Annotated in this window: 21 protein-coding genes; 9 read left to right on the plus strand and 12 right to left on the minus strand. The window is 73.5% G+C overall.

Features of this window, described 5'->3' with window-relative positions; all coding sequences use genetic code 11:
* Nucleotides 1–9: 9 nt before the first annotated feature.
* Genes egtB through egtD form a run of 3 tightly spaced genes read left to right on the plus strand, consistent with a single transcriptional unit; the run spans nt 10 to nt 3,109 of the window.
* The gene (egtB, locus tag IE308_RS03775; protein WP_190217356.1) at nt 10–1,368 is read left to right on the plus strand and encodes an ergothioneine biosynthesis protein EgtB; all 1,359 of its coding nucleotides are present in this window, start codon (nt 10–12) and stop codon (nt 1,366–1,368) included.
* The gene (egtC, locus tag IE308_RS03780; RefSeq protein WP_190216569.1) at nt 1,368–2,150 is read left to right on the plus strand and encodes an ergothioneine biosynthesis protein EgtC; all 783 of its coding nucleotides are present in this window, start codon (nt 1,368–1,370) and stop codon (nt 2,148–2,150) included. Before egtB ends, egtC begins: the two co-directional genes overlap by 1 nt.
* Nucleotides 2,147–3,109, plus strand: coding sequence for an L-histidine N(alpha)-methyltransferase (gene egtD / locus IE308_RS03785; protein ID WP_190216570.1), 963 nt, complete (start codon nt 2,147–2,149; stop codon nt 3,107–3,109). Before egtC ends, egtD begins: the two co-directional genes overlap by 4 nt.
* Before the next feature lie 13 nt (nt 3,110–3,122).
* On the opposite strand, the gene IE308_RS03790 is transcribed toward egtD, so the two are convergent.
* From IE308_RS03790 to IE308_RS03800, 3 genes are all read right to left on the minus strand, one after another.
* A complete protein-coding gene (locus IE308_RS03790) occupies nt 3,123–4,391 on the minus strand; it encodes an arginine deiminase (RefSeq protein ID WP_190216571.1) in 1,269 nt (422 codons plus the stop codon).
* Between the two features lie 41 nt (nt 4,392–4,432).
* The gene (locus IE308_RS03795) at nt 4,433–5,887 is read right to left on the minus strand and encodes a basic amino acid/polyamine antiporter (RefSeq protein ID WP_190217357.1); all 1,455 of its coding nucleotides are present in this window, start codon (nt 5,885–5,887) and stop codon (nt 4,433–4,435) included.
* A gap of 123 nt (nt 5,888–6,010) precedes the next feature.
* Nucleotides 6,011–7,303 (minus strand): extracellular solute-binding protein, encoded by a 1,293-nt coding sequence (locus IE308_RS03800; RefSeq protein ID WP_190216572.1) that lies wholly within the window; start codon nt 7,301–7,303, stop codon nt 6,011–6,013.
* Nucleotides 7,304–7,568: 265 nt separating this feature from the next.
* Between IE308_RS03800 and IE308_RS03805 the strand changes: the two genes are divergently transcribed.
* A complete protein-coding gene (locus IE308_RS03805) occupies nt 7,569–7,784 on the plus strand; it encodes a dodecin (RefSeq protein ID WP_110634070.1) in 216 nt (71 codons plus the stop codon).
* A 56-nt stretch (nt 7,785–7,840) separates the two neighbouring features.
* On the opposite strand, the gene IE308_RS03810 is transcribed toward IE308_RS03805, so the two are convergent.
* Nucleotides 7,841–8,332, minus strand: a complete 492-nt coding sequence (locus tag IE308_RS03810) for a phosphatase domain-containing protein (RefSeq protein WP_110634067.1) — start codon at nt 8,330–8,332, stop codon at nt 7,841–7,843.
* 80 nt (nt 8,333–8,412) lie between these two features.
* On the opposite strand from IE308_RS03810, the gene IE308_RS03815 reads away from it, so the two are divergent.
* The 4 genes from IE308_RS03815 (at nt 8,413) to IE308_RS03830 (ending at nt 13,045) form a co-directional block, all read left to right on the plus strand.
* Nucleotides 8,413–9,051 carry a LysE family translocator gene (locus IE308_RS03815; protein WP_110634064.1) on the plus strand — a complete coding sequence of 213 codons (639 nt, stop codon included), beginning with the start codon at nt 8,413–8,415 and terminating at the stop codon, nt 9,049–9,051.
* A gap of 49 nt (nt 9,052–9,100) precedes the next feature.
* Nucleotides 9,101–9,529, plus strand: coding sequence for a (2Fe-2S) ferredoxin domain-containing protein (locus tag IE308_RS03820; protein WP_229908690.1), 429 nt, complete (start codon nt 9,101–9,103; stop codon nt 9,527–9,529).
* 41 nt (nt 9,530–9,570) lie between these two features.
* Nucleotides 9,571–10,584 carry an LLM class flavin-dependent oxidoreductase gene (locus IE308_RS03825; RefSeq protein ID WP_190216573.1) on the plus strand — a complete coding sequence of 338 codons (1,014 nt, stop codon included), beginning with the start codon at nt 9,571–9,573 and terminating at the stop codon, nt 10,582–10,584.
* 109 nt (nt 10,585–10,693) lie between these two features.
* A complete protein-coding gene (locus IE308_RS03830; protein WP_190216574.1) occupies nt 10,694–13,045 on the plus strand; it encodes an ATP-binding cassette domain-containing protein in 2,352 nt (783 codons plus the stop codon).
* A gap of 6 nt (nt 13,046–13,051) precedes the next feature.
* On the opposite strand, the gene IE308_RS03835 is transcribed toward IE308_RS03830, so the two are convergent.
* The 6 genes from IE308_RS03835 to IE308_RS03860 all read right to left on the minus strand — a co-directional run bounded on the left by IE308_RS03835 (nt 13,052) and on the right by IE308_RS03860 (nt 19,247).
* Nucleotides 13,052–13,996, minus strand: a complete 945-nt coding sequence (locus IE308_RS03835; RefSeq protein WP_190216575.1) for a lysophospholipid acyltransferase family protein — start codon at nt 13,994–13,996, stop codon at nt 13,052–13,054.
* Nucleotides 13,996–14,742, minus strand: a complete 747-nt coding sequence (locus IE308_RS03840; protein WP_190216576.1) for a GNAT family N-acetyltransferase — start codon at nt 14,740–14,742, stop codon at nt 13,996–13,998. Before IE308_RS03840 ends, IE308_RS03835 begins: the two co-directional genes overlap by 1 nt.
* A 223-nt stretch (nt 14,743–14,965) precedes the next feature.
* Entirely contained in the window at nt 14,966–15,691 is a 726-nt protein-coding gene (locus IE308_RS03845) for a thioredoxin domain-containing protein (RefSeq protein WP_110634047.1), read from the minus strand.
* Between the two features lie 187 nt (nt 15,692–15,878).
* The gene (locus IE308_RS03850) at nt 15,879–16,628 is read right to left on the minus strand and encodes a succinate dehydrogenase/fumarate reductase iron-sulfur subunit (protein ID WP_110634044.1); all 750 of its coding nucleotides are present in this window, start codon (nt 16,626–16,628) and stop codon (nt 15,879–15,881) included.
* The gene (locus IE308_RS03855) at nt 16,625–18,574 is read right to left on the minus strand and encodes a fumarate reductase/succinate dehydrogenase flavoprotein subunit (RefSeq protein WP_190216577.1); all 1,950 of its coding nucleotides are present in this window, start codon (nt 18,572–18,574) and stop codon (nt 16,625–16,627) included. The genes IE308_RS03850 and IE308_RS03855 overlap by 4 nt, the downstream gene beginning before the upstream one ends.
* Before the next feature lies 1 nt (nt 18,575).
* On the minus strand, nt 18,576–19,247 hold the full coding sequence (locus IE308_RS03860) for a succinate dehydrogenase (RefSeq protein ID WP_190217359.1): 672 nt from the start codon (nt 19,245–19,247) through the stop codon (nt 18,576–18,578).
* 131 nt (nt 19,248–19,378) lie between these two features.
* Here IE308_RS03860 and IE308_RS03865 point away from each other — a divergent pair, with 131 nt between their 5' ends.
* On the plus strand, nt 19,379–20,263 hold the full coding sequence (locus tag IE308_RS03865) for a LysR family transcriptional regulator (RefSeq protein ID WP_110634035.1): 885 nt from the start codon (nt 19,379–19,381) through the stop codon (nt 20,261–20,263).
* A gap of 88 nt (nt 20,264–20,351) precedes the next feature.
* Here the strand turns inward: IE308_RS03865 and IE308_RS03870 are convergent, their stop codons facing one another.
* On the minus strand, nt 20,352–20,807 hold the full coding sequence (locus tag IE308_RS03870; RefSeq protein ID WP_190216578.1) for an ester cyclase: 456 nt from the start codon (nt 20,805–20,807) through the stop codon (nt 20,352–20,354).
* An 85-nt stretch (nt 20,808–20,892) separates the two neighbouring features.
* Nucleotides 20,893–21,783, minus strand: a complete 891-nt coding sequence (locus IE308_RS03875) for an NAD(P)H-binding protein (protein ID WP_190216579.1) — start codon at nt 21,781–21,783, stop codon at nt 20,893–20,895.
* Nucleotide 21,784 lies beyond the last annotated feature (1 nt).

The raw sequence follows: 21,784 nt of genomic DNA on the forward strand, positions 1-21,784 counted from the left end.
GAGTCCGCCATCGACCCGCAGTCCGCCGGCACCGCGGGCCCCGCAGACCCCGGGGCCCCCGAGGAGGACCCGGAGGCCTTCCGCGGGCGCGCCGTGACCACCCTGACCTCGGCCCGTGCGCGCACCACCCTGCTCACCAGCTGCGTCGAGGAGCCCGACCTGACCGCGCAGCACTCTCCGCTGATGTCGCCGCTGGTGTGGGACCTCGCGCACATCGGCAACCAGGAGGAGCAGTGGCTGCTGCGCACGGTCGGCGGGCAGGAGGCGGTCCGGCCCGAGATCGACGGCATCTACGACGCCTTCGAACACCCGCGCGCCGAACGCCCGAAACTGCCCCTGCTGCCGCCCGCGGAGGCGCGCGCCTACGCGGCCGACATCCGCGGCCGGGTGCTCGACGTGCTGGAGCGGACCGCGTTCCACGGGACCCGGCTGACCGAGGCGGGCTTCGCCTTCGGGATGATCGCCCAGCACGAACAGCAGCACGACGAGACGATGCTGATCACCCATCAGCTCCGCAAGGGCCCGCAGGCCCTGACCGCGCCGGACCCGGATCCGGCGCCGCTGTTCACCGGACCGGCCGAAGTCCTCGTCCCCGGCGGCCCGTTCACCATGGGCACCTCGGGCGAGCCGTGGGCGCTGGACAACGAACGGCCCGCGCACGTCCGGGAGGTGCCCGCCTTCCACATCGACACCACCCCGGTGACCAACGCCGCCTACCAGGCGTTCATCGACGACGGCGGGTACGACACCGAGCGCTGGTGGACGCCGGAGGGCTGGGCGCACATCCGCAGGAACGGCATCACCGCCCCGCTGTTCTGGCGGCGGGACGGCGCGCAGTGGCTGCGGCGCCGCTTCGGCGTCACCGAGGTGGTCCCGCCGGACGAGCCGGTGCTGCACGTGTGCTGGTACGAGGCCGACGCCTACGCCCGCTGGGCGGGGCGGCGGCTGCCCACCGAGGCGGAGTGGGAGAAGGCGGCCCGCTTCGACCCGGCGACCGGCGGCTCGATGCGCTACCCGTGGGGCGACGCCGACCCGGCGCCCGAGCACGCCAACCTCGGCCAGCGCCATCTGCGCCCGGCCCCGGCGGGCAGCTACCCGGCGGGCGAGTCGCCGCTCGGCGTACGGCAGTTGATCGGTGACGTGTGGGAGTGGACGGCCAGCGACTTCCTGCCGTACCCGGGCTTCCGCGCGTTCCCGTACAAGGAGTACTCGGAGGTGTTCTTCGGCCCCGCCCACAAGGTGCTGCGCGGCGGTTCGTTCGCCGTGGACCCGGTGGCCTGCCGGGGCACGTTCCGCAACTGGGACTATCCGATCCGGCGGCAGATCTTCTCCGGCTTCCGCACCGCGCGCTCCGCGGAGGACGTCTGATGTGCCGTCATGTCGCTTACGTGGGCGACGAGGAGGCGCTGGGCCGGCTCCTCGTGGAGCCGCCGCACGCGCTGTACCGCCAGTCGTGGGCACCCCGGCACCAGCGCTACGGCACGGTCAACGCCGACGGCTTCGGCGTGGGCTGGTACGCGCCCGGCGATCCGGTGCCGGCCCGCTACCGGCGGGCCGGGCCGATCTGGGCCGACCAGTCGTTCGCCGACCTGGCCCGGGTGGTGCGCACCGGCGCGCTGCTGGCGGCCGTACGGGACGCGACGCTCGCGGGTGCCGACGCGGAGGCCGCGGCGGCGCCGTTCGCGGCGGAGCGGTGGCTGTTCAGCCACAACGGCGCCATCTCCGGCTGGCCGCACTCCCTGGCCGCCCTCTCCCGCACACTGCCGCCCGCCGACCTCCTCGCGCTGGAGGCGCGCAACGACTCGGCGCTCGTGTGGGCGCTGGTCCTGGCCCGGCTGCGGGCCGGCGACACCGACGGCCAGGCCATGGCCGACACGGTCGCCGAGGTCGCGTCGGCCGCCCCAGGCTCCCGGCTGAACCTGCTGCTCACCGACGGCGCGACGATCACCGCGACCGCCTGGGGCGACACCCTGTGGTACCTGCACGAGCCCGGCCGGCGCACGGTCGTGGCCTCCGAACCGTACGACGACGATCCGCGCTGGCGCGACGTCCCCGACCGCACACTGCTCGCGGCGACCCGCACCGAGGTGCTGCTGACGCCGCTGAAGGACCTCGACGAGGACGCCTCACCCAAGGAGCCCCGCACGTGAGCCCGTTCCAGATCACCCGCACCCTGCCGGAGGACGCCACGGAGGCCGCCCTGCGCGCCGACGTGCTGCACGGCCTGACCGCGACCCCGAAGACGCTGCCGCCGAAATGGTTCTACGACGCCCGCGGCAGCGAGCTGTTCGAGCAGATCACCGAGCTGCCCGAGTACTACCCGACCCGCGCCGAACGGGAGATCCTGATCGACCGGGCGGGCGAGATCGCCGCGGCGGCGGACGCCCGCACCCTGGTGGAGCTGGGCTCGGGCTCCTCCGAGAAGACCCGCCACCTCCTGGACGCCCTCACCGGGCTGCGCACCTACGTCCCGGTCGACGTGAGCGAGAGCGCGCTCACCCAGGCCGGACAGGCCCTGGCCGCCGAACGGCCCGGGCTCGCGGTGCACGCCCTGATCGCCGACTTCACCGGCGAGCTGACCCTGCCGGACACGCCGGGCCCGCGCCTGGTGGCGTTCCTCGGCGGCACCATCGGCAACCTGCTGCCCGACGAGCGGGCCGCGTTCCTGGCCGCCCTGCGCGATCTGCTCGCGCCCGGGGACACGCTGCTGCTCGGCACCGACCTGGTCAAGGACGAGCGGGTGCTGGTGCGGGCGTACGACGACGCGGCCGGGGTGACGGCCGCGTTCAACAAGAACGTCCTCGCCGTCGTCGACCGCGAGCTGGGCGCCGACTTCGACGCGGACGCGTTCGACCACGTCGCCCTGTGGGACGCCGACCAGGAGTGGATCGAGATGCGGCTGCGCTCGCGCACCGCGCAGACCGTGAAGATCCCCGCGCTGGGCCTGGCGGTGGACTTCGAGGCGGGCGAGGAGCTGCGCACCGAGGTGTCCGCGAAGTTCCGCAAGGAGGGCGTACGCGCGGAACTTGCGGAGGCCGGGCTGGAGTTGGCGCGGTGGTGGACGGACGCGGCGGGCCGGTTCGCCCTGTCGCTGAGCACGGTGCGCTGACCCGCGGCAGTACCTAGAACTGGACGGGGTCGCGGACGAGCGGGCAGGTCATGCAGTGACCGCCGCCGCGGCCCCGGCCCAGTTCGGCGCCGACGATGGTGACCACCTCGACGCCGGCCTTGCGCAGCAGGGCGTTGGTCTGGGTGTTGCGGTCGTAGGTGAAGACCACGCCGGGTTCCACGGCGACGGCGTTGTTGCCGCTGTCCCACTGCTGGCGTTCGGAGGCGTAGACGTCGCCGCCGGTCTCCACGACGCGCAGGGCGGGCAGGCCGAGCGCCTTGGCGACGACGTCGACGAAGGGGGTGCCGCCCTCGTCGACGACGTCGAAGCCGGGCGCCCGGTCGCTGGGCCGCAGCGAGAAGGTGTGCACCGCCTCCATGATCTTCGGGTAGAGCGTGACCAGGTCCCGGTCGGCGAAGGTGAAGACGGTGTCCAGGTGCATGGCGGCGCGCAGCCGTGGCATACCCGCCACCACGACGTGCTCGGCGGCGCCCTGCCGGAACAGGGCGGCGGCGACCTGGGTGATGGCCTGGCGGGAGGTGCGTTCGCTCATGCCCATGAGGACGACGCCGTTGCCGACCGGCATGATGTCGCCGCCCTCGAAGGTGGCCTGGCCCCAGTCGAGTTCGGGGTCGCCCCACCACACGGTCGCGTCCTTGAAGTCCGGGTGGAAGGTGTAGACGGCCTTCATCAGCAGCGTCTCGTCGTGCCGGGCGGGCCAGTACAGCGGGTTGAGGGTGACTCCGCCGTAGAGCCAGCAGGTGGTGTCCCGGGTGTAGAGGGTGTTGGGCAGCGGCGGCATCAGGTAGTCGCGCGCGCCGGTGGACTCGCGGGCCAGGGCCAGGTAGGGCGAGCGGTGGTCGTCGGGCAGGTCGGTGGTGGCGAGGCCGCCGATGAGGTATTCCGCCAGGCGCCGCGGCGGCAGGCCGTCCAGGTAGGCGCGGGTGCCCTCGACGAGGCCGGCACCGACCCGGTTGGGGACGATCTTGCGGTCCAGGAGCCAGGCGCGTGCCTCGGGCAGGGCCATGGTCGCCGCGAGCAGGTCGTGCAGCTCCACCACCTCCACACCGCGGCGGCCCAGTTCGGCGACGAAGTCGGCGTGGTCGCGCTGGGCGTTCTCCACCCACATCACGTCGTCGAAGAGCAGGTCGTCGGAGTTGGTGGGGGTCAGGCGCCGGTGCGCGAGCCCCGGTGAGCACACCAGTACCTTGCGCAGCCGGCCGACCTCGGAGTGGACGCCCAGGGCGGGCCGGGCCTCGGTGTCATTGCTGGTCACGGTCATCTCCGGGGGGGGTGGTGCGGGAAGGGGGAGGACGGCGGCGGTCACAGGCCGATCCAGCCGGCCGCCAGGGCGACGACGCCGAGGACGGCGCCCGCCACGGAGACGGCGAGGATGACCAGTTCGCCCGGGCCGAACAGGCGTCTGCGCTGTTCCCGGCGGGCCATCACGAACAGCACGGTCGCCGGCGCGTAGACGATGAAGGAGACCAGGACGAACCGCAGACCGGCCGCGTACAGCAGGAAGGCGGTGTACACCGCGGCAATGAGGGCGACGGCGAGTTCGCGGGCGGGCAGCCGGCCGCCGGTGGTGAGCGGGTCGGGCCGCAGCCCGAGCCGGACGGCGAAGGCGGCCGCCAGCAGGTAGGGGATCAGGGACAGGGCGCTCGTCAGGTCGAGCGCGAAGTTAAACGCGTCGTCGGAGAAGGCCGTCACGACCAGCACCAGCTGGGTGAGCACCGAGGTCAGCAGCAGCGCGGGAACGGGGACGTCGGCGGCGTTGACGCGGCGCAGGAAGCGCGGCATGTCGTCGTCCTTGGCGGCGACGAGGAGCACCTCGGCCGCCATCAGCGTCCAGGCGAGGTAGGCGCCGAGCACGGAGACGATCAGACCGACGCTGATGAAGACCCGGCCCCAGGTGCCGACGGCCTCCTCCAGGACGCCGGCCATGGAGGGCTGGCGCAGCTCGGCGATCTCGGCCATCGGCATGATGCCGTAGGAGACGATGGTGACGGAGGCGAAGACGGCGAACACGCTGAGGAAGCCGAGGACGGTGGCCCGGCCGACGTCGGAACGGCGCTTGGCGTGCCGGGAGTAGACGCTGGCGCCCTCCACCCCCAGGAAGACGAACACCGTCGCCAGCATCGTGCCGCGCACCTGGCTGAAGAGCGAACCGGCGTAGTCGGCCCCGTGGAAGTTGTCCGCGAAGACGTCGGCCTTGAAGTACACGAGGGCGAGGACGACGAAGACCAGGATGGGCACGAGCTTCGCCACGGTGACGATCTTGTTGATGGCGGTCGCTTCCCGCACGCCGCGCCGGATCATCCAGAAGAACGCCCACAGCCCGAGCGAGGACAGCACGACGGCCAGGGCGGTGTTCCCCTCCCCCAGCGCGGGCCAGATCGCGCCGACGGTCGACATGATCAGCACCCAGTAGGTCACGTTGCCGACGCAGGTGCTGGCCCAGTAGCCGAAGGCGGAGAAGAAGCCCATGTACTCGCCGAAGCCCGCCTTGGCGTAGGCGTACACGCCGGCGTCCAGGTCGGGCCGGCGCACGGCCAGCAGCTGGAAGGTGAAGGCGAGCATCAGCATGCCGGCGCCCGCGACGGCCCAGGCGATGAGGGCGCCGGCGACACCCGTCTCCTCGGCGAAACGCCGCGGCAGGGAGAAGACCCCGGCCCCCACCATCGACCCGACGACCATGGCCGACAGGGTCAGCAGCGACAGCTTGGCGGTGGGCGGGTCTCTCCGGTCGGCGTCGGTGGTGGTGGCCTGCGACATGGCGCCCTTCCGGCCGGACACGACAACAGGAAATGGACTCTCAGGAACCCTCAGGACAATCTAGGCACTCCTGCCCCATCCCGCACACCGGCGACCGGGCGTCCGCGCAGAGGCGCCGCCGGCTCAGCTCAGGGGCACCTGGAGCTGCTCGGTGATCCGGCGTGACGCCTTGCGGGCCTCGGTCTCCGGGTCGCCGCCGGTGAGCACCGCCGTCATGTACGCCTTGATCGGGTTGTCGGCCTCGACCACGGCCCACTCCGGCGTGCTGGGCGTGGCCCGGCCGCGTGCGGCCCCCTTGGCCATGGCGGCGACGCCCTCCTCGCCGGCGACGGCCCGGGCGAGGTCCGCCTTGTTGGGGACGTAGTCCATCGTCCGGGCCAGTTCGCTGTCCCACTTCTCGCCGGTGAGCGCGCCGACGACGGCGAGGGCGCCCGCCCGGTCGTCGGTGTTCTGCGGGACGATCAGGTCGGAGCCGCCGGTGAAGACGGCGCCCGGCCGTCCGGCGGTCGGGCCGGGCACCGGGAAGAACCCGAGCTTGCCCTCCAGCTGCGGGTTCTGCTCCAGGATGGCCCGGGCGAGCCCGGGTACGGCGACGATCTGGGCGACGTCGCCGTGCGCGAAGACGCCCGCCTGGGGCGGGTGTTCCTCGTCGGCGTCGGCGGGCCCGTCGCCGAGGGCCTGGAGGCGGCGGTAGAAGTCCATGCCGCGCAGCGCGGCCGGGGTGTCGAGGGTGCCCTTCCAGCCGCCGTCGCGCTCCTGGGCCAGCTCGCCGCCCTCGTCCCAGATGAAGCCGGAGAGGGTGTACCAGTCCTGGCCCGCGAGGTAGATGCCCTGGGCGGGGCCCTGGTCGAGCTTCCGGGTGGCCTCCAGCCACTCGGCGCGGGTGCGCGGCGGCGCCTCGACGCCGGCCTTCTCGAAGAGGTCCTTGCGGTAGATGACGACGCGGTTGGCGGCGTACCAGGGGATGCCGTACTGGGTGCCCCTGAGCTGGCCGGGTTCGGCGAGGCCGGGCAGCCACCGGTCGGCGCCCCAGTCGCGCAGCGACTCCAGCGTGAGGTCGAGCAGCCCGCCCTCGTCGACGTACTGCGGGACCTGGGTGTTGCCCACCTCGATGACGTCCGGCAGGCCGCCCTCGTCGGTATCCGTGCCGGAGTCGTCACCGGGGTCCGCCTTGAGCGCGGCCTGCACCTTGGGTCCGATGCCGGTCCACTCCTGGATGCGGATGTCGAGGTCGAGGTCGGTGTGGGTGCGCTCGAAGTCCTCGGTGAAGCGGCGCAGGAACTCCGGCGAGGCGCTGTCCTTCATCAGCCACACGGTGACGGTGCGCCGTCCGTCCCCGCCGCCGTGCGGCACCAGGCCGCAGCCGCTGAGCAGGGAGGCGGACACGCAGACGAGAGCGAGCAGACGGCGGCGCACGAGGGGTCTCCCGGGGTCCTGGAGGGGTCCTGCGGACAGGGGCCCGTGCCGCGGGCGGGTGCCACGGCAGGGCGAAGAGCCCGACGTGGGGGGACGAGCACGGCGCGCTCGAACGGGTGTGCCGGATTTTGGTATGGACCAATGCGCCGGTCAAGGGGTTCCCCGGGGTAGCCCCCGACGCCTCGCGCTCCGCCGCAGCTTGGGGCACGGTGGAGTGACGTGTGCCACACGCACCGTCGCCGTCCCCGCGGAGAGGAGCACCCGCATGTCGAACCACACCTACCGGGTCACGGAGATCGTCGGCAGCTCGCCCGACGGTGTCGACCAGGCCGTACGCAACGCCATCAGCCGCGCCTCGCAGACCCTGCGCAACCTGGACTGGTTCGAGGTGACGCAGGTGCGCGGCCAGCTGGAGAACGGGCAGGTCGCGCACTGGCAGGTCGGCCTGAAGGTCGGTTTCCGCCTGGAGGAGTCGGACTGAGGCACGCGCCCGGCGCCGGCGGGGCGTCCCGGGTGCTGGGTCCGGGATACGGCGTCTCAGGTACGGCCCTGTCGCTCCTGGGCGTCCTTCAGCTCCGGCGACGGGGCCGCCCAGCGCGCCCGCACGACGGTGAACCCCGCCCGCTCGGCGTCCGCGCACACCAGCTCGTCGTCGTCGACCAGCATCCGCACCTCATGGGTGCGGGCGAGGCGGCGCAGGATCGCCAGCTTGGTGAAGCGGGCGGGGCGGCGGTCGTCGTCCCGGCGCATGTACAGCCGCCCCTCGGGCAGCCCGTGCGCGGCGAGCCACTCCAGGGTGTCGCGCCGGCAGCGCTCGGGCCGCCCGGTCAGGTACCGGATCTCGCACTCCCGGGCGCTGTCGACCGCCAGCGCCACGCCCTCGGCGAGCGGCGGGTCCTGCGGCGCCGCCGCGAAGAACGCGTCCCAGTCCCGCGGCCTGCGCTCCAGGAAACGCTGCCGGTGCGCGGTGTCGGCCAGGGTGTTGTCCAGATCGAACACGGCGAGCGGCCGCCTGCTGCTGTCGGTCACGCGTCCACCCTAGGCCGTGGCCTCTCCCCCGGTGGGAAAAGCCCTGGAGGGCGGGCCGTGTCCCGTGCTTGCATGGCCGTATGGTGTCCACCGACCGTTTTCTGGCCTTCGCCGCGCTCTCCTTCCTGCTGATCATCGTGCCCGGCCCGAGTGTGCTGTTCGTGATCGGGCGGGCGCTGGCGCAGGGCCGCAGGGCCGCGCTGACGACGGTCGCCGGCAACACGCTCGGCGCGTACGTCCTCGTCGCGGCGGTCGCGCTCGGCGTCGGCACCGTGGTGGAGCGCTCGGTCGCGGTCTTCACCGCGCTCAAGCTGGCGGGCGCCGCCTACCTGGTGTACCTGGGGGTGCGCGCCTGGCGAGAACGGGGGGCGCTGCGGGCCGCGTTCGCGGAGCAGCCGGCGGTCCGGGACGGGCGGCGCACCTTCCTGGAGGGCTTCCTGGTCGGCGTGTCCAACCCCAAGACCATCGTGTTCTTCGCCGCCGTCCTGCCGCAGTTCGTCGACCGCGAGGCGGGCCACGCTGTGGCGCAGATGCTGCTGCTCGGGCTGGTCTTCAACGTCATCGCGCTCGCCTCCGACAGTGTGTGGGGGCTCGTCGCGGCCACCGCACGCGACTGGTTCGCCCGCTCCCCGCGCCGCCTCTCGATGGTCGGCGGCGTCGGCGGGCTGACGATGATCGGCCTCGGTGTGACGGTGGCGGCGACGGGCCGCAAGGACTGACCGGCACCCCCGCTCCACCCGGGCGCCCCGGATGGATCATGCTTCTGCCATGCGATCCCCCTCCGCCCGCACGCCCGCCGGCCGCACGCCCGCTGCCCGTACGCCGCTGATCGGCGCCGCCGCCCGGCGTCCGTGCACCCTCGTCGTCTGCCGCGGCTGCTGCTGCGGCAACGCCCGCAAGAACCCCGGCACCGACCACGCCTGGCAGCTGGAGCGGCTGCGGGCCGCCGCGGCCGAGCACGGCTTCCAGGTCCGTACGAGCGACTGCCTCGGCCCCTGCGACCAGGCGAACGTCATCGTCGTCCAGCCGTCGGCCGCGGGCCGCCGGGCCGGCGGGCGGGCCGTGTGGATCGGGTTCGCCACGGACGACGACTCCACCGAGGAGGTCATCGCCTGGGCGGCGGCGGGCGGACCGGGCGTGGCCGCGCCGCCGGTGACGCTGGAGCTGCAGTTCGTCAGCCCGCGCCCGCAGCGCTGAGCGGTCAGGAATCCCGGGGCGCGCCGAGCGTTGAACCGTACATGAGTTCCGTGATCGCCCAGACCCGCTTCTCGATCCTCGACCGCTCCCGCATCCGCGAGGGCCACACCGCCTCCGAGGCGCTGCGCGACACCGTGCGGCTGGCGCGGGAGGCGGAGCGGCTGGGGTTCCACCGGTTCTGGGTGTCGGAGCACCACGGCGTACCCGGAGTGGCCGGCTCGGCGCCGACCGTGCTGGCGGCGGCCGTGGCGGGCGCCACCCGCACCATCCGGGTCGGCACCGGCGGCGTGATGCTGCCCAACCACCGGCCGCTGGTGGTGGCCGAGCAGTTCGGGGTGCTGGAGTCCCTCTTCCCGGGCCGCATCGACATGGGGCTCGGCCGCTCGGTGGGCTTCACCGACGGCGTCCGCAAGGCACTCGGCCGGGACAAGGGCGACGCCGAGGACTTCGCCGCCCAGGTGCAGGAGCTGCTGGGCTGGTTCCGCGGCACCTCCCCGACGGGCGTGCACGCGCGCCCCGCCGAGGGCCTGACCGTGCCGCCGTTCGTGCTGGCCATGGGCGAGGGCGCGGACATCGCCGCCCGCGCGGGCCTGCCGATGGTCATCGGCGACCTGCGGGGCCGCGAGAAGATGCGGCGCGGCATCGACCACTACCGCGCGCGCTTCCGGCCCTCCCCCTGGGCGTCCGAGCCGTACGTCGTGGTCTCCGGCACCGTGGCGGTGGCCGCCACCCCCGATGCGGCCCGGCGGCTGCTCGTCCCCGAGGCGTGGTCGATGGCGTACTCCCGCACCCACGGCACCTTCCCGCCGCTGCCGCCCGCCGAGGAGGTCGAGCGGCGGACCATGACCGCCAAGGAGCGCGGCTTCTACGAGGCCGGGCTCGCCGGGCACATCGCGGGCACCGAGGAGCAGGTCGCCGACGAGCTGGAGACCCTGCTGAAGGAGACCGGCGCCGACGAGGTCCTCGTCACCACCAGCACCCACGACCAGGAGGCGCTGCTGGACTCGCACCGGCGGCTGGCCGGCCTCGTGCGGCGGGAGACGGGCGCGCGCTGACGCCGGCCCCGGCAGCCGCTCGCGCTCACAGCGGGAGGCGTAGGATCGCAGGGTTTGCCCGGTGCGCGGGTCCCGCCCGCGCGAGTGCGAGAAGCGGTACGGAGTCACCATGCACAGCCCCCACGACCCGTTCGTCCGGGTGCGCGGCGCCCGCGAGCACAATCTGCGGAACGTGGACGTCGACATCCCGCGGGACGTCGTCGCGGTCTTCACGGGGGTCTCCGGCTCCGGCAAGTCGTCGCTGGCGTTCGGCACGGTCTACGCCGAGGCCCAGCGCCGCTACTTCGAGTCGGTGGCGCCGTACGCGCGGCGGCTGATCCACCAGGTGGGCGCGCCGAAGGTGGACGGGATCACCGGTCTGCCGCCCGCGGTCTCGCTGGAGCAGCGCCGCTCGGCGCCGACCTCGCGCTCGTCGGTCGGCACGGTGACGAACCTGTCCAACTCGCTGCGGATGCTGTTCTCCCGCGCCGGTGACTACCCGCCGGGCGCCGAACGGCTGGACTCCGACGCCTTCTCCCCCAACACGGCCGCCGGCGCCTGCCCCGAGTGCCACGGCCTCGGCCGGGTCCACACGACGACCGAGGAGCTGCTGGTCCCCGACCCGTCGCTGTCGATCCGGGAGGGGGCGATCGCGGCGTGGCCGGGGGCCTGGCAGGGCAAGAACCTGCGGGACATCCTCGCCGCGCTCGGCCACGACGTGGACCGGCCGTGGCGCGAGCTGCCCGCCGCCGCACGCCAGTGGATCCTGTTCACGGACGAGCAGCCGGTGGTGACCGTGCACCCGGTGCGGGACGCCGACCGCATCCAGCGGCCGTACCAGGGCACGTACATGAGCGCCCGGCGCTGGGTGATGAAGACGTTCGCGGAGTCGAAGAGCGCCACGCTCCGGGCGAAGGCGGAACGCTTCCTCACCAGTGCCCCGTGCCCGGTGTGCGGCGGCAGCAGGCTGCGCCCGGAGGCCCTGGCGGTCACCGTCGCGGGCCGGACGATCGCCGAGCTGGCCGCGCTGCCGCTGACGGAGCTGGCGCGGGCGCTGGGCTCCCCCGCGTCGGAGACGGCCCGGGTCCTCACCGCGGACCTGGTCTCCCGGATCGCGCCGGTCGTCGAACTCGGCCTCGGCTACCTCAGCCTCGACCGGGCGACACCGACGCTGTCGGCGGGCGAGCTGCAACGGCTGCGGCTGGCCACGCAGTTGCGGTCCGGGCTGTTCGGGGTGGTGTACGTCCTCGACGAGCCGTCGGCGGGGCTGCACCCGGCGGACACGGAGGCGCTGCTGACGGTGCTGGAGCGGCTGAAGGCGGCGGGCAACTCGGTGTTCGTGGTGGAGCACCACCTCGACGTGGTGCGCGGCGCGGACTGGCTGGTGGACGTCGGCCCGGGGGCCGGGGAGCACGGCGGCCGGGTGCTGCACAGCGGGCCGGTGGCACAGCTGGCGGACGTACCGGAGTCGGCGACGGCCCGCCACCTCTTCGGCCGGGCGCCCGCCCCCGCGCGGGAGGTGCGCGCCCCGCGCGGCCGGCTGACGGTGGGGCCGGTGACCCGGCACAACCTGCGCGCGGTGACGGCCGAGTTCCCGCTCGGGGTGCTCACCGCGGTCACCGGGGTGTCCGGCTCGGGCAAGTCCACGCTGATCGGCGAGATCACCGAGGACCTGCCGGGCGTGGGCCGCCTCGTCACCGTCGACCAGAAGCCGATCGGCCGGACCCCGCGCTCCAACCTGGCCACCTACACGGGCCTGTTCGACGTCGTGCGCAGGCTCTTCGCGGCGACCGACGAGGCGCGCTCCCGCGGTTTCGGCGTGGGCCGCTTCTCCTTCAACGTGCCCGGCGGGCGGTGCGAGACCTGCCAGGGCGAGGGGTTCGTCAGCGTGGAGCTGCTGTTCCTGCCGAGCACCTACGCGCCGTGCCCGGACTGCGGTGGCGCCCGCTACAACGCGGAGACCCTGGAGGTGACGTACCGGGGGCGGACCGTCGCGGAGGTGCTGGACCTCACGGTGGAGGCGGCCGCGGAGTTCTTCGCGGACACCCCGGCCGCCGCCCGCCCGCTCGGCACGCTCCTCGACGTGGGCCTCGGCTACCTGCGGCTCGGCCAGCCCGCGACCGAGCTGTCCGGCGGCGAGGCGCAGCGCATCAAGCTGGCCGCCGAGCTGCAGCGCGGTCGCCGCGGCCACACCCTCTACCTCCTGGACGAGCCGACCACCGGCCTGCACCCGGCCGACGTCGAGGTGCTCATGCGCCGGCTGCACGGCCTGGTGGACGCGGGGCACACCGTCATCGTCGTCGAGCACGACATGGAGGTGGTGGCCGGCGCGGACTGGGTGCTCGACCTGGGGCCGGGCGGCGGCGACGCGGGCGGGCGGATCGTGGCGGCGGGGGTGCCGGAGGAGGTGGCGCGGGCCGAGGGGAGCGTGACGGCGCCGTATCTGCGGCGGGTCATGCATGCACCGGCCGGTTCACCGTGACGCACCTCAGTCCGAGGGGACGGCGCCGGCCCCCACCGTGACGTCACCGACCCCCACGGCGCCGGCCTCGGCCCTCACGGCACCGTCCCGCCCCGCCGTACCGACGCCCCTCCCGGTCCGTGATGACGGACCCTCGGCCGCCCGCGCCGGGTGCGCCGTGTGCCACGGCTCCCGCGAGTCCACGCACGCGTGTTGAGCGGCCCGCGCGAGCGCACGGCGGTCGGGGTGTGCGCCCGGGGCGAGCGCCGGGCGGACGTCGACCTCGGCGACCAGGCCCCGGCTCACCGCCACCCGCCACACCGAGGCGAGCAGCGTGTCCTCCCCGACGAAGGCGGGTGCCGTGGCGGTCCCGCCGTCGGCGCGCCGGTACCGGATCCGTACGGGCTGGACGCACGCGTCCGCGTCCAGCGCCGCCTGGAACACCGCGCGCCGGAAGCGGCCCTGGGCACGGCCGCACCAGGTGCTGCCCTCGGGGAAGACGGCGACCGTGCCGCCGGCGCGCAGGACGGCGGCGATCCGGTCCACCGTGGCGGGCAGGGCGCGCAGCCGGTCCCGGTCGATGAACAGGGCGCCGCCGCGGGCGGCGAGGGCGCCGGCCACCGGCCAGTGCCGTATCTCCCGCTTGGCGAGCATGCGGGCGGGGCGTACGGCGGCCAGCAGCGGGACGTCGAGCCAGGAGATGTGGTTGGCGACCAGCAGGAGGCCGCCGTGCGGGGCGGCGCTGCCGGTGACGCGGACCCGGACGCCGGCCGCCCGGACGAGCCACCGGCACCAGGCCCGTACCGCCCGCGCGGGGACGCGCGCGCCGAGCGGTGCCAGGGCGATCCCGGTGAGCAGGAGTGCCACGACCCCGGTGAGGCGCAGCACTGCGCGCGGTACGGCGGTGGCCCGCGCCGTCGCCCGCACGCACGCCCCGGGGGTGCAGGGCGCGCTCGGCAGCCAGCCGCTCATCAGGCGGGGACGAGGGAGAGGAAGTGCCGCAGATAGCGCGGGTTCACCCGGCGCATCGACAGCAGCACGTACAGGTCGGCGACCCCGAAGTCCGGGTCGTGCGCGGGCTCGCCGCACACCTGGGCGCCCAGACGGAGGTAGCCGCGCAGCAGGGCGGGCAGTTCGGTGCGGGCGGCGGCGGTCGCGGGGCGGGCGGGGACCCAGGGCAGCAGCGGCCGCACCCGGAACTCCTCGGGCGCCAGGTGGTCGGCGCGCACCCGCTCCCAGGTGGCGGTCGCCAGCGCGCCGCCGTCGGCGAGCGGGACCGAGCAGCAGCCGGCCAGCCACTCGTGGCCGCGGTCGGTCATGTAGCGGGCGATGCCCGCCCAGATCAGGCCGATGACGGTGCCGTCGCGGTGGTCGGGGTGGACGCAGGAGCGGCCGACCTCGACCATGCCGGGGCGGATCGCGTCCAGCGCGGAGAGGTCGGCGACGGCGGCGCGCTCCGGCGGGAGCAGCCGGTAGGTGCCGACGACCTCGCCGGTGGTCTCCTCGCGGACCAGCAGGTGGTCGCAGTAGGCGTCGAAGGCGTCGATGTCGTGGCCGGGCTGCGGGGTGGTGAGCAGGGCGCCCATCTCCCCGGCGAACACCTCGTACCGCAGCCGCTGCGCGGCACGCACATCGGCCTCCTCACGGGCGAGGGAGACGGTGTAGCGGGCGGGGGCGGCGGGCTGCGGGGGACGGTCGAGCGTGGTGACGCCGGTCATGGCTGACTCCTGGGCACGGGCCGGATGCGGCGGGGCGGACGCAGACCGGTGGCGTACGGTCTGCCGCTCCTGTTCTTCCGACGCCGGTTGGCGCGGACGTGACCGGTGCCCGGAGCACGGATGTGCGGTTGTTGAATGACACGGGCGACGCCGGCCCGGGCCCGTCCCGGGCCCCTGGGTCAGACGCGTCGACGCGCCCCCGCCCGGTGCCAGGTGCCGCCTCTCACAGCGGTGTTCTCTTCCACTCGGAGGGCTTGTTGTAGATCTCTTGCAACAGCCTGGCGAAGGCGCCGCCGTCGAACAGCACGGCGTTGCGCTCCATCGGGATCATCCTGCCGTTGATCACAGCCGTCGGCGTCCCGGGCCCCCGGGGCGCCTTCGCGGCCTCGTAGGCCTGCTGTGCGGCCGTCACGAACGACCGGTACTTCATGGTTCTGACGGCGGTGTCGAACGCGGGGCCGCGCAGGCCCTCGACCTGTGCGGCCAGGTCCAGCAGGACGGCGTCGGTGAAGCCGTCGACGCTCTCCTCGGGCTGGTTGTCGTAGAGGACCTTGTGGTACTCCACGAACTTGCCCTGCTCCAGCGCGGCGCGCAGCGCGTTGACGGCCTTCTTCGATCCGCTGCCGCCGAGGCGGTCGTCGAGGAAGGACGCCATCGTGTACCCGGTCCGGGCGCGGCCGTCGAGCATCGCCCCGAGCAGGGCGGGGCCGCCCCCGGTGACCGTCTCGAACTCCTCGCAGTACGGGCAGCGCGGATCCTCGTACAGGTGGACGGTCATGTCCGCCTGGGGATCGCCCACCTCGATCGTGACGCCGTCCTCACCGAGCCGCTCCGGCAGTTGCTCGGCGCCGGCGTACCCCGCGCTCGCGTGCGCGCCCCGCGGCCCGCATCCCGTCAGCAGCAACGCCCCCACCGCGCACAGCGCCGCCCACCGTCCCCTTCGCCCCACGTGCCCTTTCCCCTCCCTTGTGAACAGCGTGACGATAGGGCATCCCGGGTGCCGGACGCGGGTGGGGGTCTCCTCGGGGCCGCGGTTCCCCTCGGAACGGTCGGGCAGGGTGCCTGGCGGGACCGGGGCTGAGCACCACGTCCGGTCCCGCCCGTCCGCACCCTGTCGGCGAACGTCCTTTCCGCAGCTACCGCTTGGCGGCCTTGCGGGTCGCGCGCAGCCACTCCCGGTTCATGTGGGTGATGGAGGTGAGCGGGATGCCCTTGGGGCACGCGGTGGCGCACTCGCCGGTGAGGGTGCAGCCGCCGAAGCCCTCCTCGTCCATCCGGGCCACCATGTCCAGCACGCGGGTCTCGCGCTCGGGGGCGCCCTGCGGCAGGACGCCCAGGTGGTTGACCTTCGCCGAGGTGAACAGCATCGCGGCGCCGTTGGGGCAGGCGGCCACGCAGGCGCCGCAGCCGATGCACTCGGCGTGCTCGAAGGCGTAGTCGGCGTCCGGCTTCGGCACGGGCGTGGCGTGCGCCTCGGGCGCGGACCCGGTCGGGGCGGTGATGTAGCCGCCGGCCTGGATGATCCGGTCGAACGCCGAGCGGTCCACCACCAGGTCCTTGATCACCGGGAAGGCGGACGCCCGCCACGGCTCGATGTCGATGGTGTCGCCGTCCCGGAAGGACCGCATGTGCAGCTGGCAGGTGGTGGTGCGCTCCGGGCCGTGCGCGTCGCCGTTGATGACGAGCGAGCAGGCGCCGCAGATGCCCTCGCGGCAGTCGTGGTCGAAGGCAACGGGGTCCTCACCGGCGAGGATGAGCTGTTCGTTGAGGACGTCCAGCATTTCCAGGAAGGACATGTCGGGCGAGATGCCGTCCACCTCGTAGGTGGACATGGCGCCGTCGGCGTCGGCGTTCTTCTGGCGCCAGACGCGCAGGGTGAGCTTCATGCGTAGCTCCGCTGGGTGGGGTGGACGTACTCGAAGACGAGGTCTTCCTTGTGCAGGACGGGCGGCGCGCCGGTGCCGGTGAACTCCCAGGCCGCCGCGTAGGCGAACGCGTCGTCCTTGCGGGCGGCCTCGCCGTCGGGCGTCTGCGACTCCTCGCGGAAGTGGCCGCCGCAGGACTCGGTGCGGTGCAGCGCGTCGAGGCACATCAGCTCGGCGAGCTCCAGGTAGTCGACGATGCGGTTGGCCTTCTCCAGCGACTGGTTGAACTCCTCGCCGGTGCCGGGCACCTTGATCCGCCGCCAGAACTCCTCGCGGATCTGCGGGATGCGCTCCAGCGCCTTGCGCAGGCCGGCGTCGGTACGGGCCATGCCGCAGAACTCCCACATGAGTTCGCCGAGTTCGCGGTGGAAGGAGTCGGGAGTGCGGTCGCCGTCGACGGACAGCAGCAGGTTCAGCCGGTCCTCGGTCTCGGCGAGCACCTCCTGCACCTCCGGGTGGTCGTCGGTGATCTCGTCGCGGTGGGGGTGGCGGGCCAGGTAGTCGTTGATGGTGGCGGGCAGCACGAAGTAGCCGTCGGCCAGGCCCTGCATGAGCGCGGACGCGCCGAGCCGGTTGGCGCCGTGGTCGGAGAAGTTGGCCTCGCCGATGGCGAACAGGCCGGGCACGGTGGTCTGCAGGTCGTAGTCGACCCACAGGCCGCCCATCGTGTAGTGCACGGCGGGGTAGATCCGCATCGGCACCTGGTACGGATCCTCGTCGGTGATCCGCTGGTACATGTCGAAGAGGTTGCCGTACTTGGCCTCGACGGCCTTGCGTCCCATGCGCTTGATCGCGTCGGCGAAGTCGAGGTAGACGCCCTGCCCGCCGGGGCCCACGCCCCTGCCCTCGTCGCAGACGTTCTTCGCGGCGCGGGAGGCGATGTCGCGCGGGACGAGGTTGCCGAAGGACGGGTAGATGCGCTCCAGGTAGTAGTCCCGCTCGTCCTCGGGGATCTCGTTCGGCGGGCGGGTGTCGCCCTTGGCCTTCGGCACCCAGATCCGGCCGTCGTTGCGCAGCGACTCGCTCATCAGCGTCAGCTTGGACTGGTGGTCGCCGGTGCGCGGGATGCAGGTGGGGTGGATCTGGGTGAAGCAGGGGTTGGCGAAGTACGCGCCGCGCCGGTGCGCCCGCCAGATCGCGGTCGCGTTGGAGTTCATGGCGTTGGTCGACAGGTAGAAGACGTTGCCGTAGCCGCCGCTCGCGAGGACCACGGCGTCCGCGACGTACGTGTCGATCTTGCCGGTGACGAGATCGCGCGCCACGATGCCCCGCGCCCGCCCGTCGATCACGATCAGGTCGAGCATCTCGGTACGGGGGTGCAGCTCCACGTTGCCCGCGGCGATCTGCCGGGACAGCGCCTGGTAGGCGCCGAGCAGGAGCTGCTGGCCCGTCTGGCCGCGGGCGTAGAAGGTGCGGGAGACCTGGACGCCGCCGAAGGAGCGGGTGTCGAGCAGGCCGCCGTACTCGCGGGCGAAGGGCACGCCCTGCGCCACGCACTGGTCGATGATCTCGACGGAGATCTGCGCGAGCCGGTGCACGTTGGACTCGCGGGCGCGGAAGTCGCCGCCCTTGACGGTGTCGTAGAACAGCCGGTGGACCGAGTCGCCGTCGTTGCGGTAGTTCTTCGCGGCGTTGATGCCGCCCTGCGCGGCGATGGAGTGGGCGCGGCGCGGGGAGTCCTGGTAGCAGAACTGGATGACCTTGTAGCCCTGTTCGGCGAGGGTGGCGCCGGCGGAGCCGCCCGCCAGGCCGGTGCCGACGACGATGACCGTGTGCTTGCGCCGGTTGGCCGGGTTGACCAGCTTCGCCTCGAAGCGGCGCTTGTCCCAGCGCTCGTGGATCGGGCCTTCGGGGGCCTTGGTGTCGGCGACGGGCTCGCCGGTCGTGTAGGTCACGTAGTCGGTCATGTCAGCTCACCACTCCGGTCATGACGCCCACGGGTACGGCGACGAAGCCGGCCGTGAGCAGCAGCGCGAGGACGTTGGCGACGGTCTTCAAGGCCCGGTCCCGGGCGCGGCTGCCGACGCCGAGGGTCTGGGCGGCGCTCCAGAAGCCGTGCCGGATGTGCAGGCCGAGGGCGAGCATCGCGACGATGTAGATCACGTTGCCGTACCAGGTGGAGAAGGTGTCCACGACGTTCTGGTACGGGTGGCCCTCCTGGAAGCCGCCGGAGTGCACGGTGCCGGTCGTCAGGTCCAGGACATGCCAGACGATGAACAGGCCGAGGATGATCCCGCCCCAGCGCATGGTGCGCGTCGCGTAGCTCGCCCGGGGCTTTCTGTGCACGTACTTGCTGGGGCGCGCCTTGATGTCGCGGCGGCTGAGCTGGTACGCGGAGACGGCGTGCGCGACGACGGCGACGACCAGCACGACGCGGATCAGCCACAGCGTCCACTCGTAGTGCATGAAGGGCTCGCCGACGGTGCGCAGCCAGTGCCCGTAGTGGTTGAACTCGCCCGCCCCGAAGAAGATCTTCAGGTTTCCGATGACGTGCGCGACCAGGTACAGCAGCATGATCACGCCGCTGACGGCCATCACTGCCTTCTTGCCGACGGTGGAGTCCCACACGGTGCGTGCCATCGACGGCCGTCGGTCCGTCCGCGTTGCCAGAGCCATGTCTCAGCACGCTAGGCCCGCCGGCCCCCATCGGTCCAAGACATGGTCCGGCTCGTTTCGATAGGCCGAGCCTATATTCCGTCTATGCTGGCCGGGTGCAGTTCCAGCAGCTCCAGTACTTCGTCGCGGTCGCCGAGGCCCGCCACTTCACCCGGGCCGCCGAGCTGGTGCATGTCGCCCAGCCGTCGCTGTCGCAGCAGATCAAGGCCCTGGAGCGGGAGCTGGGCGCGGACCTGTTCCTGCGCGCGCGGGGCAACATCACCCTCACCGACGCCGGTGAGGCGCTGCTGCCGCTGGCCCGGCGGATCCTGGCCGACGCGGACACGGCCCGGCACGAGGTGCAGGAGCTGGTGCAGCTGCGGCGCGGCCGGGTGCGCCTCGGCGCCACGCCCAGTCTGTGCACGGGCCTGCTGCCGGACGTGCTGCGTGCCTTCCACGACCGCTACCCCGGCATCCAGCTGCTCGTCGAGGAGGGCGGCTCGCACGACCTCGTCCGCCAGCTCGCCCGCGGCGCCCTCGACCTGGCGCTCGTCGTGCTGCCGCTGCCGACGCCCTCGCCCGCGCTGACCACGGTCGAGCTGCTGCGGGAGGACCTGGTCGTGGTCTCCTCACCGGAGGCGCCGAGGCCGGGCGGCGGCCGGCGCACCGTCCGCGTCGCCGACCTGGAGGGCGAGCGTCTTGTGATGTTCCGGCACGGCTACGACCTGCGCGAACTGACCGTGGCGGCATGCCGCTCGGCCGGATTCGAGCCGGACTTCGCGGTGGAGGGCGGCGAGATGGACGCGGTGCTGGGGTTCGTCCGGGCGGGGCTCGGGGTGGCCGTCGTCCCGCGGATGGTGGCGGCACGGTCGGGACGGGGCCTGCGGGTCACGCCACTGGCCCGGCCCGGGCTGCACCGCACGATCGCGCTGGCGCACCGCAGCGACGTGGCTCCGCCGCGGGCCGCGCGGGAGCTGCAGCGGATGCTGCTGGAGAGGTGAGGTGGGCCGGCTTCCGGGGCGCCGTTGCGCGTCGGCACCGTCGGGGCCCGCGGGTTGATTGCGGTCGCTCGCCCGATTCCCCGCGCCTCTAGCGGGCGCCTCGCGCCGCTGCGGCCTCCCGTACCGCCTCCAGCGGGATCGCCGCCTGCGCGCACAGTGTCGCCAGGTCGAAGTAGATCGTCTCGCCCGCCATACGGCCGTCCCGGAACGGGACGACGTTGGCGAACGGCACCTCGAACGTGCCGCCGCCCGGCGGGACCCCGAGCCACTCCCCCTCGCTGGTGCCGCGCAGGGTGCCCCAGACGGTGAGTACGTCGTCGCCGAATGCGATGCCCTCGTCCTCGGGGCTGAGGTCGGGGAACGCGGTGAAGTACTGGCCGCGGTAGGCCGCCCGCACCGCGTCCTTGCCGCTGCTGCGCAGCCCGAGCGCCTTGGTGTCGAGGAAGCAGTCCTCGACGAACGTCTCCAGGATGCCGTCGATGTCCCGTGCCGCCTCCGCCGTGCGGTGCGCCTCGAAGAGGCGGCGCATCTCGGTGGTGTCCATACCCGTGCTCCCTGGTCCGGGGCCCGGTCGGGTCCTCTGCCTCGATCGTAGGCGCCGTGCGGGAGTGCGGCCCGGGCGGCGGTGGTCAGGCCCGCACGGCGGGGGCGAGCACCTCCTCGCACCAGCGGCGGAACGACGTGGGCGCGGTGTCCGGCGTGCTCGGCACCGTCACGCCGTAGAAGCCCTGTTCGTCCGTGGCGGCGCTCAGCTCGGCCACCGCCCGCGCCCAGTCCTCGCTCGCGCCCGCGCGGAGCAGCGCCGCCCGGTACTCGGCGTCGCCGATCCGCCGGAAACGCACCGGCCGGTCCAGCACCTCGGACACGATCTGGGCCATGTCCTCGGGGGTCAGCGCGTCGGGTCCGACGGTCGGCACGTCGTCCTGGCCCGTCCAGGTGGCGTCGAGGAGCAGCCGGGCCGCCGTGACCCCGATGTCCCGGGCGGCGCAGGTGCGCAGGACGCGGTCGCCGTGGGCCGTCATGGCGAGCACGCCCCCGTCGCGGAGCGCGGCTGTCTGGCGCAGCAGGTTCTCCATGAGGTACGGCGGGCACAACGCGCGGTGGTGGACGCCGGTCGCCCGGATCACGTCGTCCATGGCCAGCGACGCGGAGATCTGCCCGGCACGGACGGCGATGCCGCGGCCGAGGGTGGAGACGCCGACGACGCGCTCGACGCCCTGCTGTTCGATCGCGTCGACGAGCGGCCGGGTGAAGGCGCGGAAGTGGTCCTCCACGCTGTCGGCGGTGGGCTGCGGCGGCAACAGCCAGAACACCCGGTCGACGTCCGTGCAGGCCTTCGCGACGGTGTCGGGGTCGGCATGCGAGCCCTGCACGACCTCGACGCGTGCGCGCACCCCCGGGTCGAGGCGCCCGGGATCGCGGACGATCACCCGCAAGGGTCCCGCCGCGTCACCGGCGGCGAGGAGGGTGTCGAGGACATGGCTGCCGATCTGGCCGGTGGGGGTGGTGACGAGGATCATG

The sequence above is a fragment of the Streptomyces griseosporeus genome (genome assembly GCF_014656055.1).
Classification (GTDB): domain Bacteria; phylum Actinomycetota; class Actinomycetes; order Streptomycetales; family Streptomycetaceae; genus Streptomyces; species Streptomyces griseosporeus.

Coding starts and splice junctions, on each gene's coding strand:
- egtC (WP_190216569.1), top strand. CDS start 1,368: ATGTGCCGTCATGTCGCTTACGTGGGCGACGAGGAGGCGCTGGGCCGG.
- IE308_RS03790 (WP_190216571.1), bottom strand. CDS start 4,391: ATGACCGTGACCAGCAATGACACCGAGGCCCGGCCCGCCCTGGGCGTC.
- IE308_RS03795 (WP_190217357.1), bottom strand. CDS start 5,887: ATGTCGCAGGCCACCACCACCGACGCCGACCGGAGAGACCCGCCCACC.
- IE308_RS03805 (WP_110634070.1), top strand. CDS start 7,569: ATGTCGAACCACACCTACCGGGTCACGGAGATCGTCGGCAGCTCGCCC.
- IE308_RS03815 (WP_110634064.1), top strand. CDS start 8,413: ATGGTGTCCACCGACCGTTTTCTGGCCTTCGCCGCGCTCTCCTTCCTG.
- IE308_RS03820 (WP_229908690.1), top strand. CDS start 9,101: ATGCGATCCCCCTCCGCCCGCACGCCCGCCGGCCGCACGCCCGCTGCC.
- IE308_RS03825 (WP_190216573.1), top strand. CDS start 9,571: ATGAGTTCCGTGATCGCCCAGACCCGCTTCTCGATCCTCGACCGCTCC.
- IE308_RS03830 (WP_190216574.1), top strand. CDS start 10,694: ATGCACAGCCCCCACGACCCGTTCGTCCGGGTGCGCGGCGCCCGCGAG.
- IE308_RS03835 (WP_190216575.1), bottom strand. CDS start 13,996: ATGAGCGGCTGGCTGCCGAGCGCGCCCTGCACCCCCGGGGCGTGCGTG.
- IE308_RS03840 (WP_190216576.1), bottom strand. CDS start 14,742: ATGACCGGCGTCACCACGCTCGACCGTCCCCCGCAGCCCGCCGCCCCC.
- IE308_RS03850 (WP_110634044.1), bottom strand. CDS start 16,628: ATGAAGCTCACCCTGCGCGTCTGGCGCCAGAAGAACGCCGACGCCGAC.
- IE308_RS03855 (WP_190216577.1), bottom strand. CDS start 18,574: ATGACCGACTACGTGACCTACACGACCGGCGAGCCCGTCGCCGACACC.
- IE308_RS03860 (WP_190217359.1), bottom strand. CDS start 19,247: ATGGCACGCACCGTGTGGGACTCCACCGTCGGCAAGAAGGCAGTGATG.
- IE308_RS03870 (WP_190216578.1), bottom strand. CDS start 20,807: ATGGACACCACCGAGATGCGCCGCCTCTTCGAGGCGCACCGCACGGCG.
- IE308_RS03875 (WP_190216579.1), bottom strand. CDS start 21,783: ATGATCCTCGTCACCACCCCCACCGGCCAGATCGGCAGCCATGTCCTC.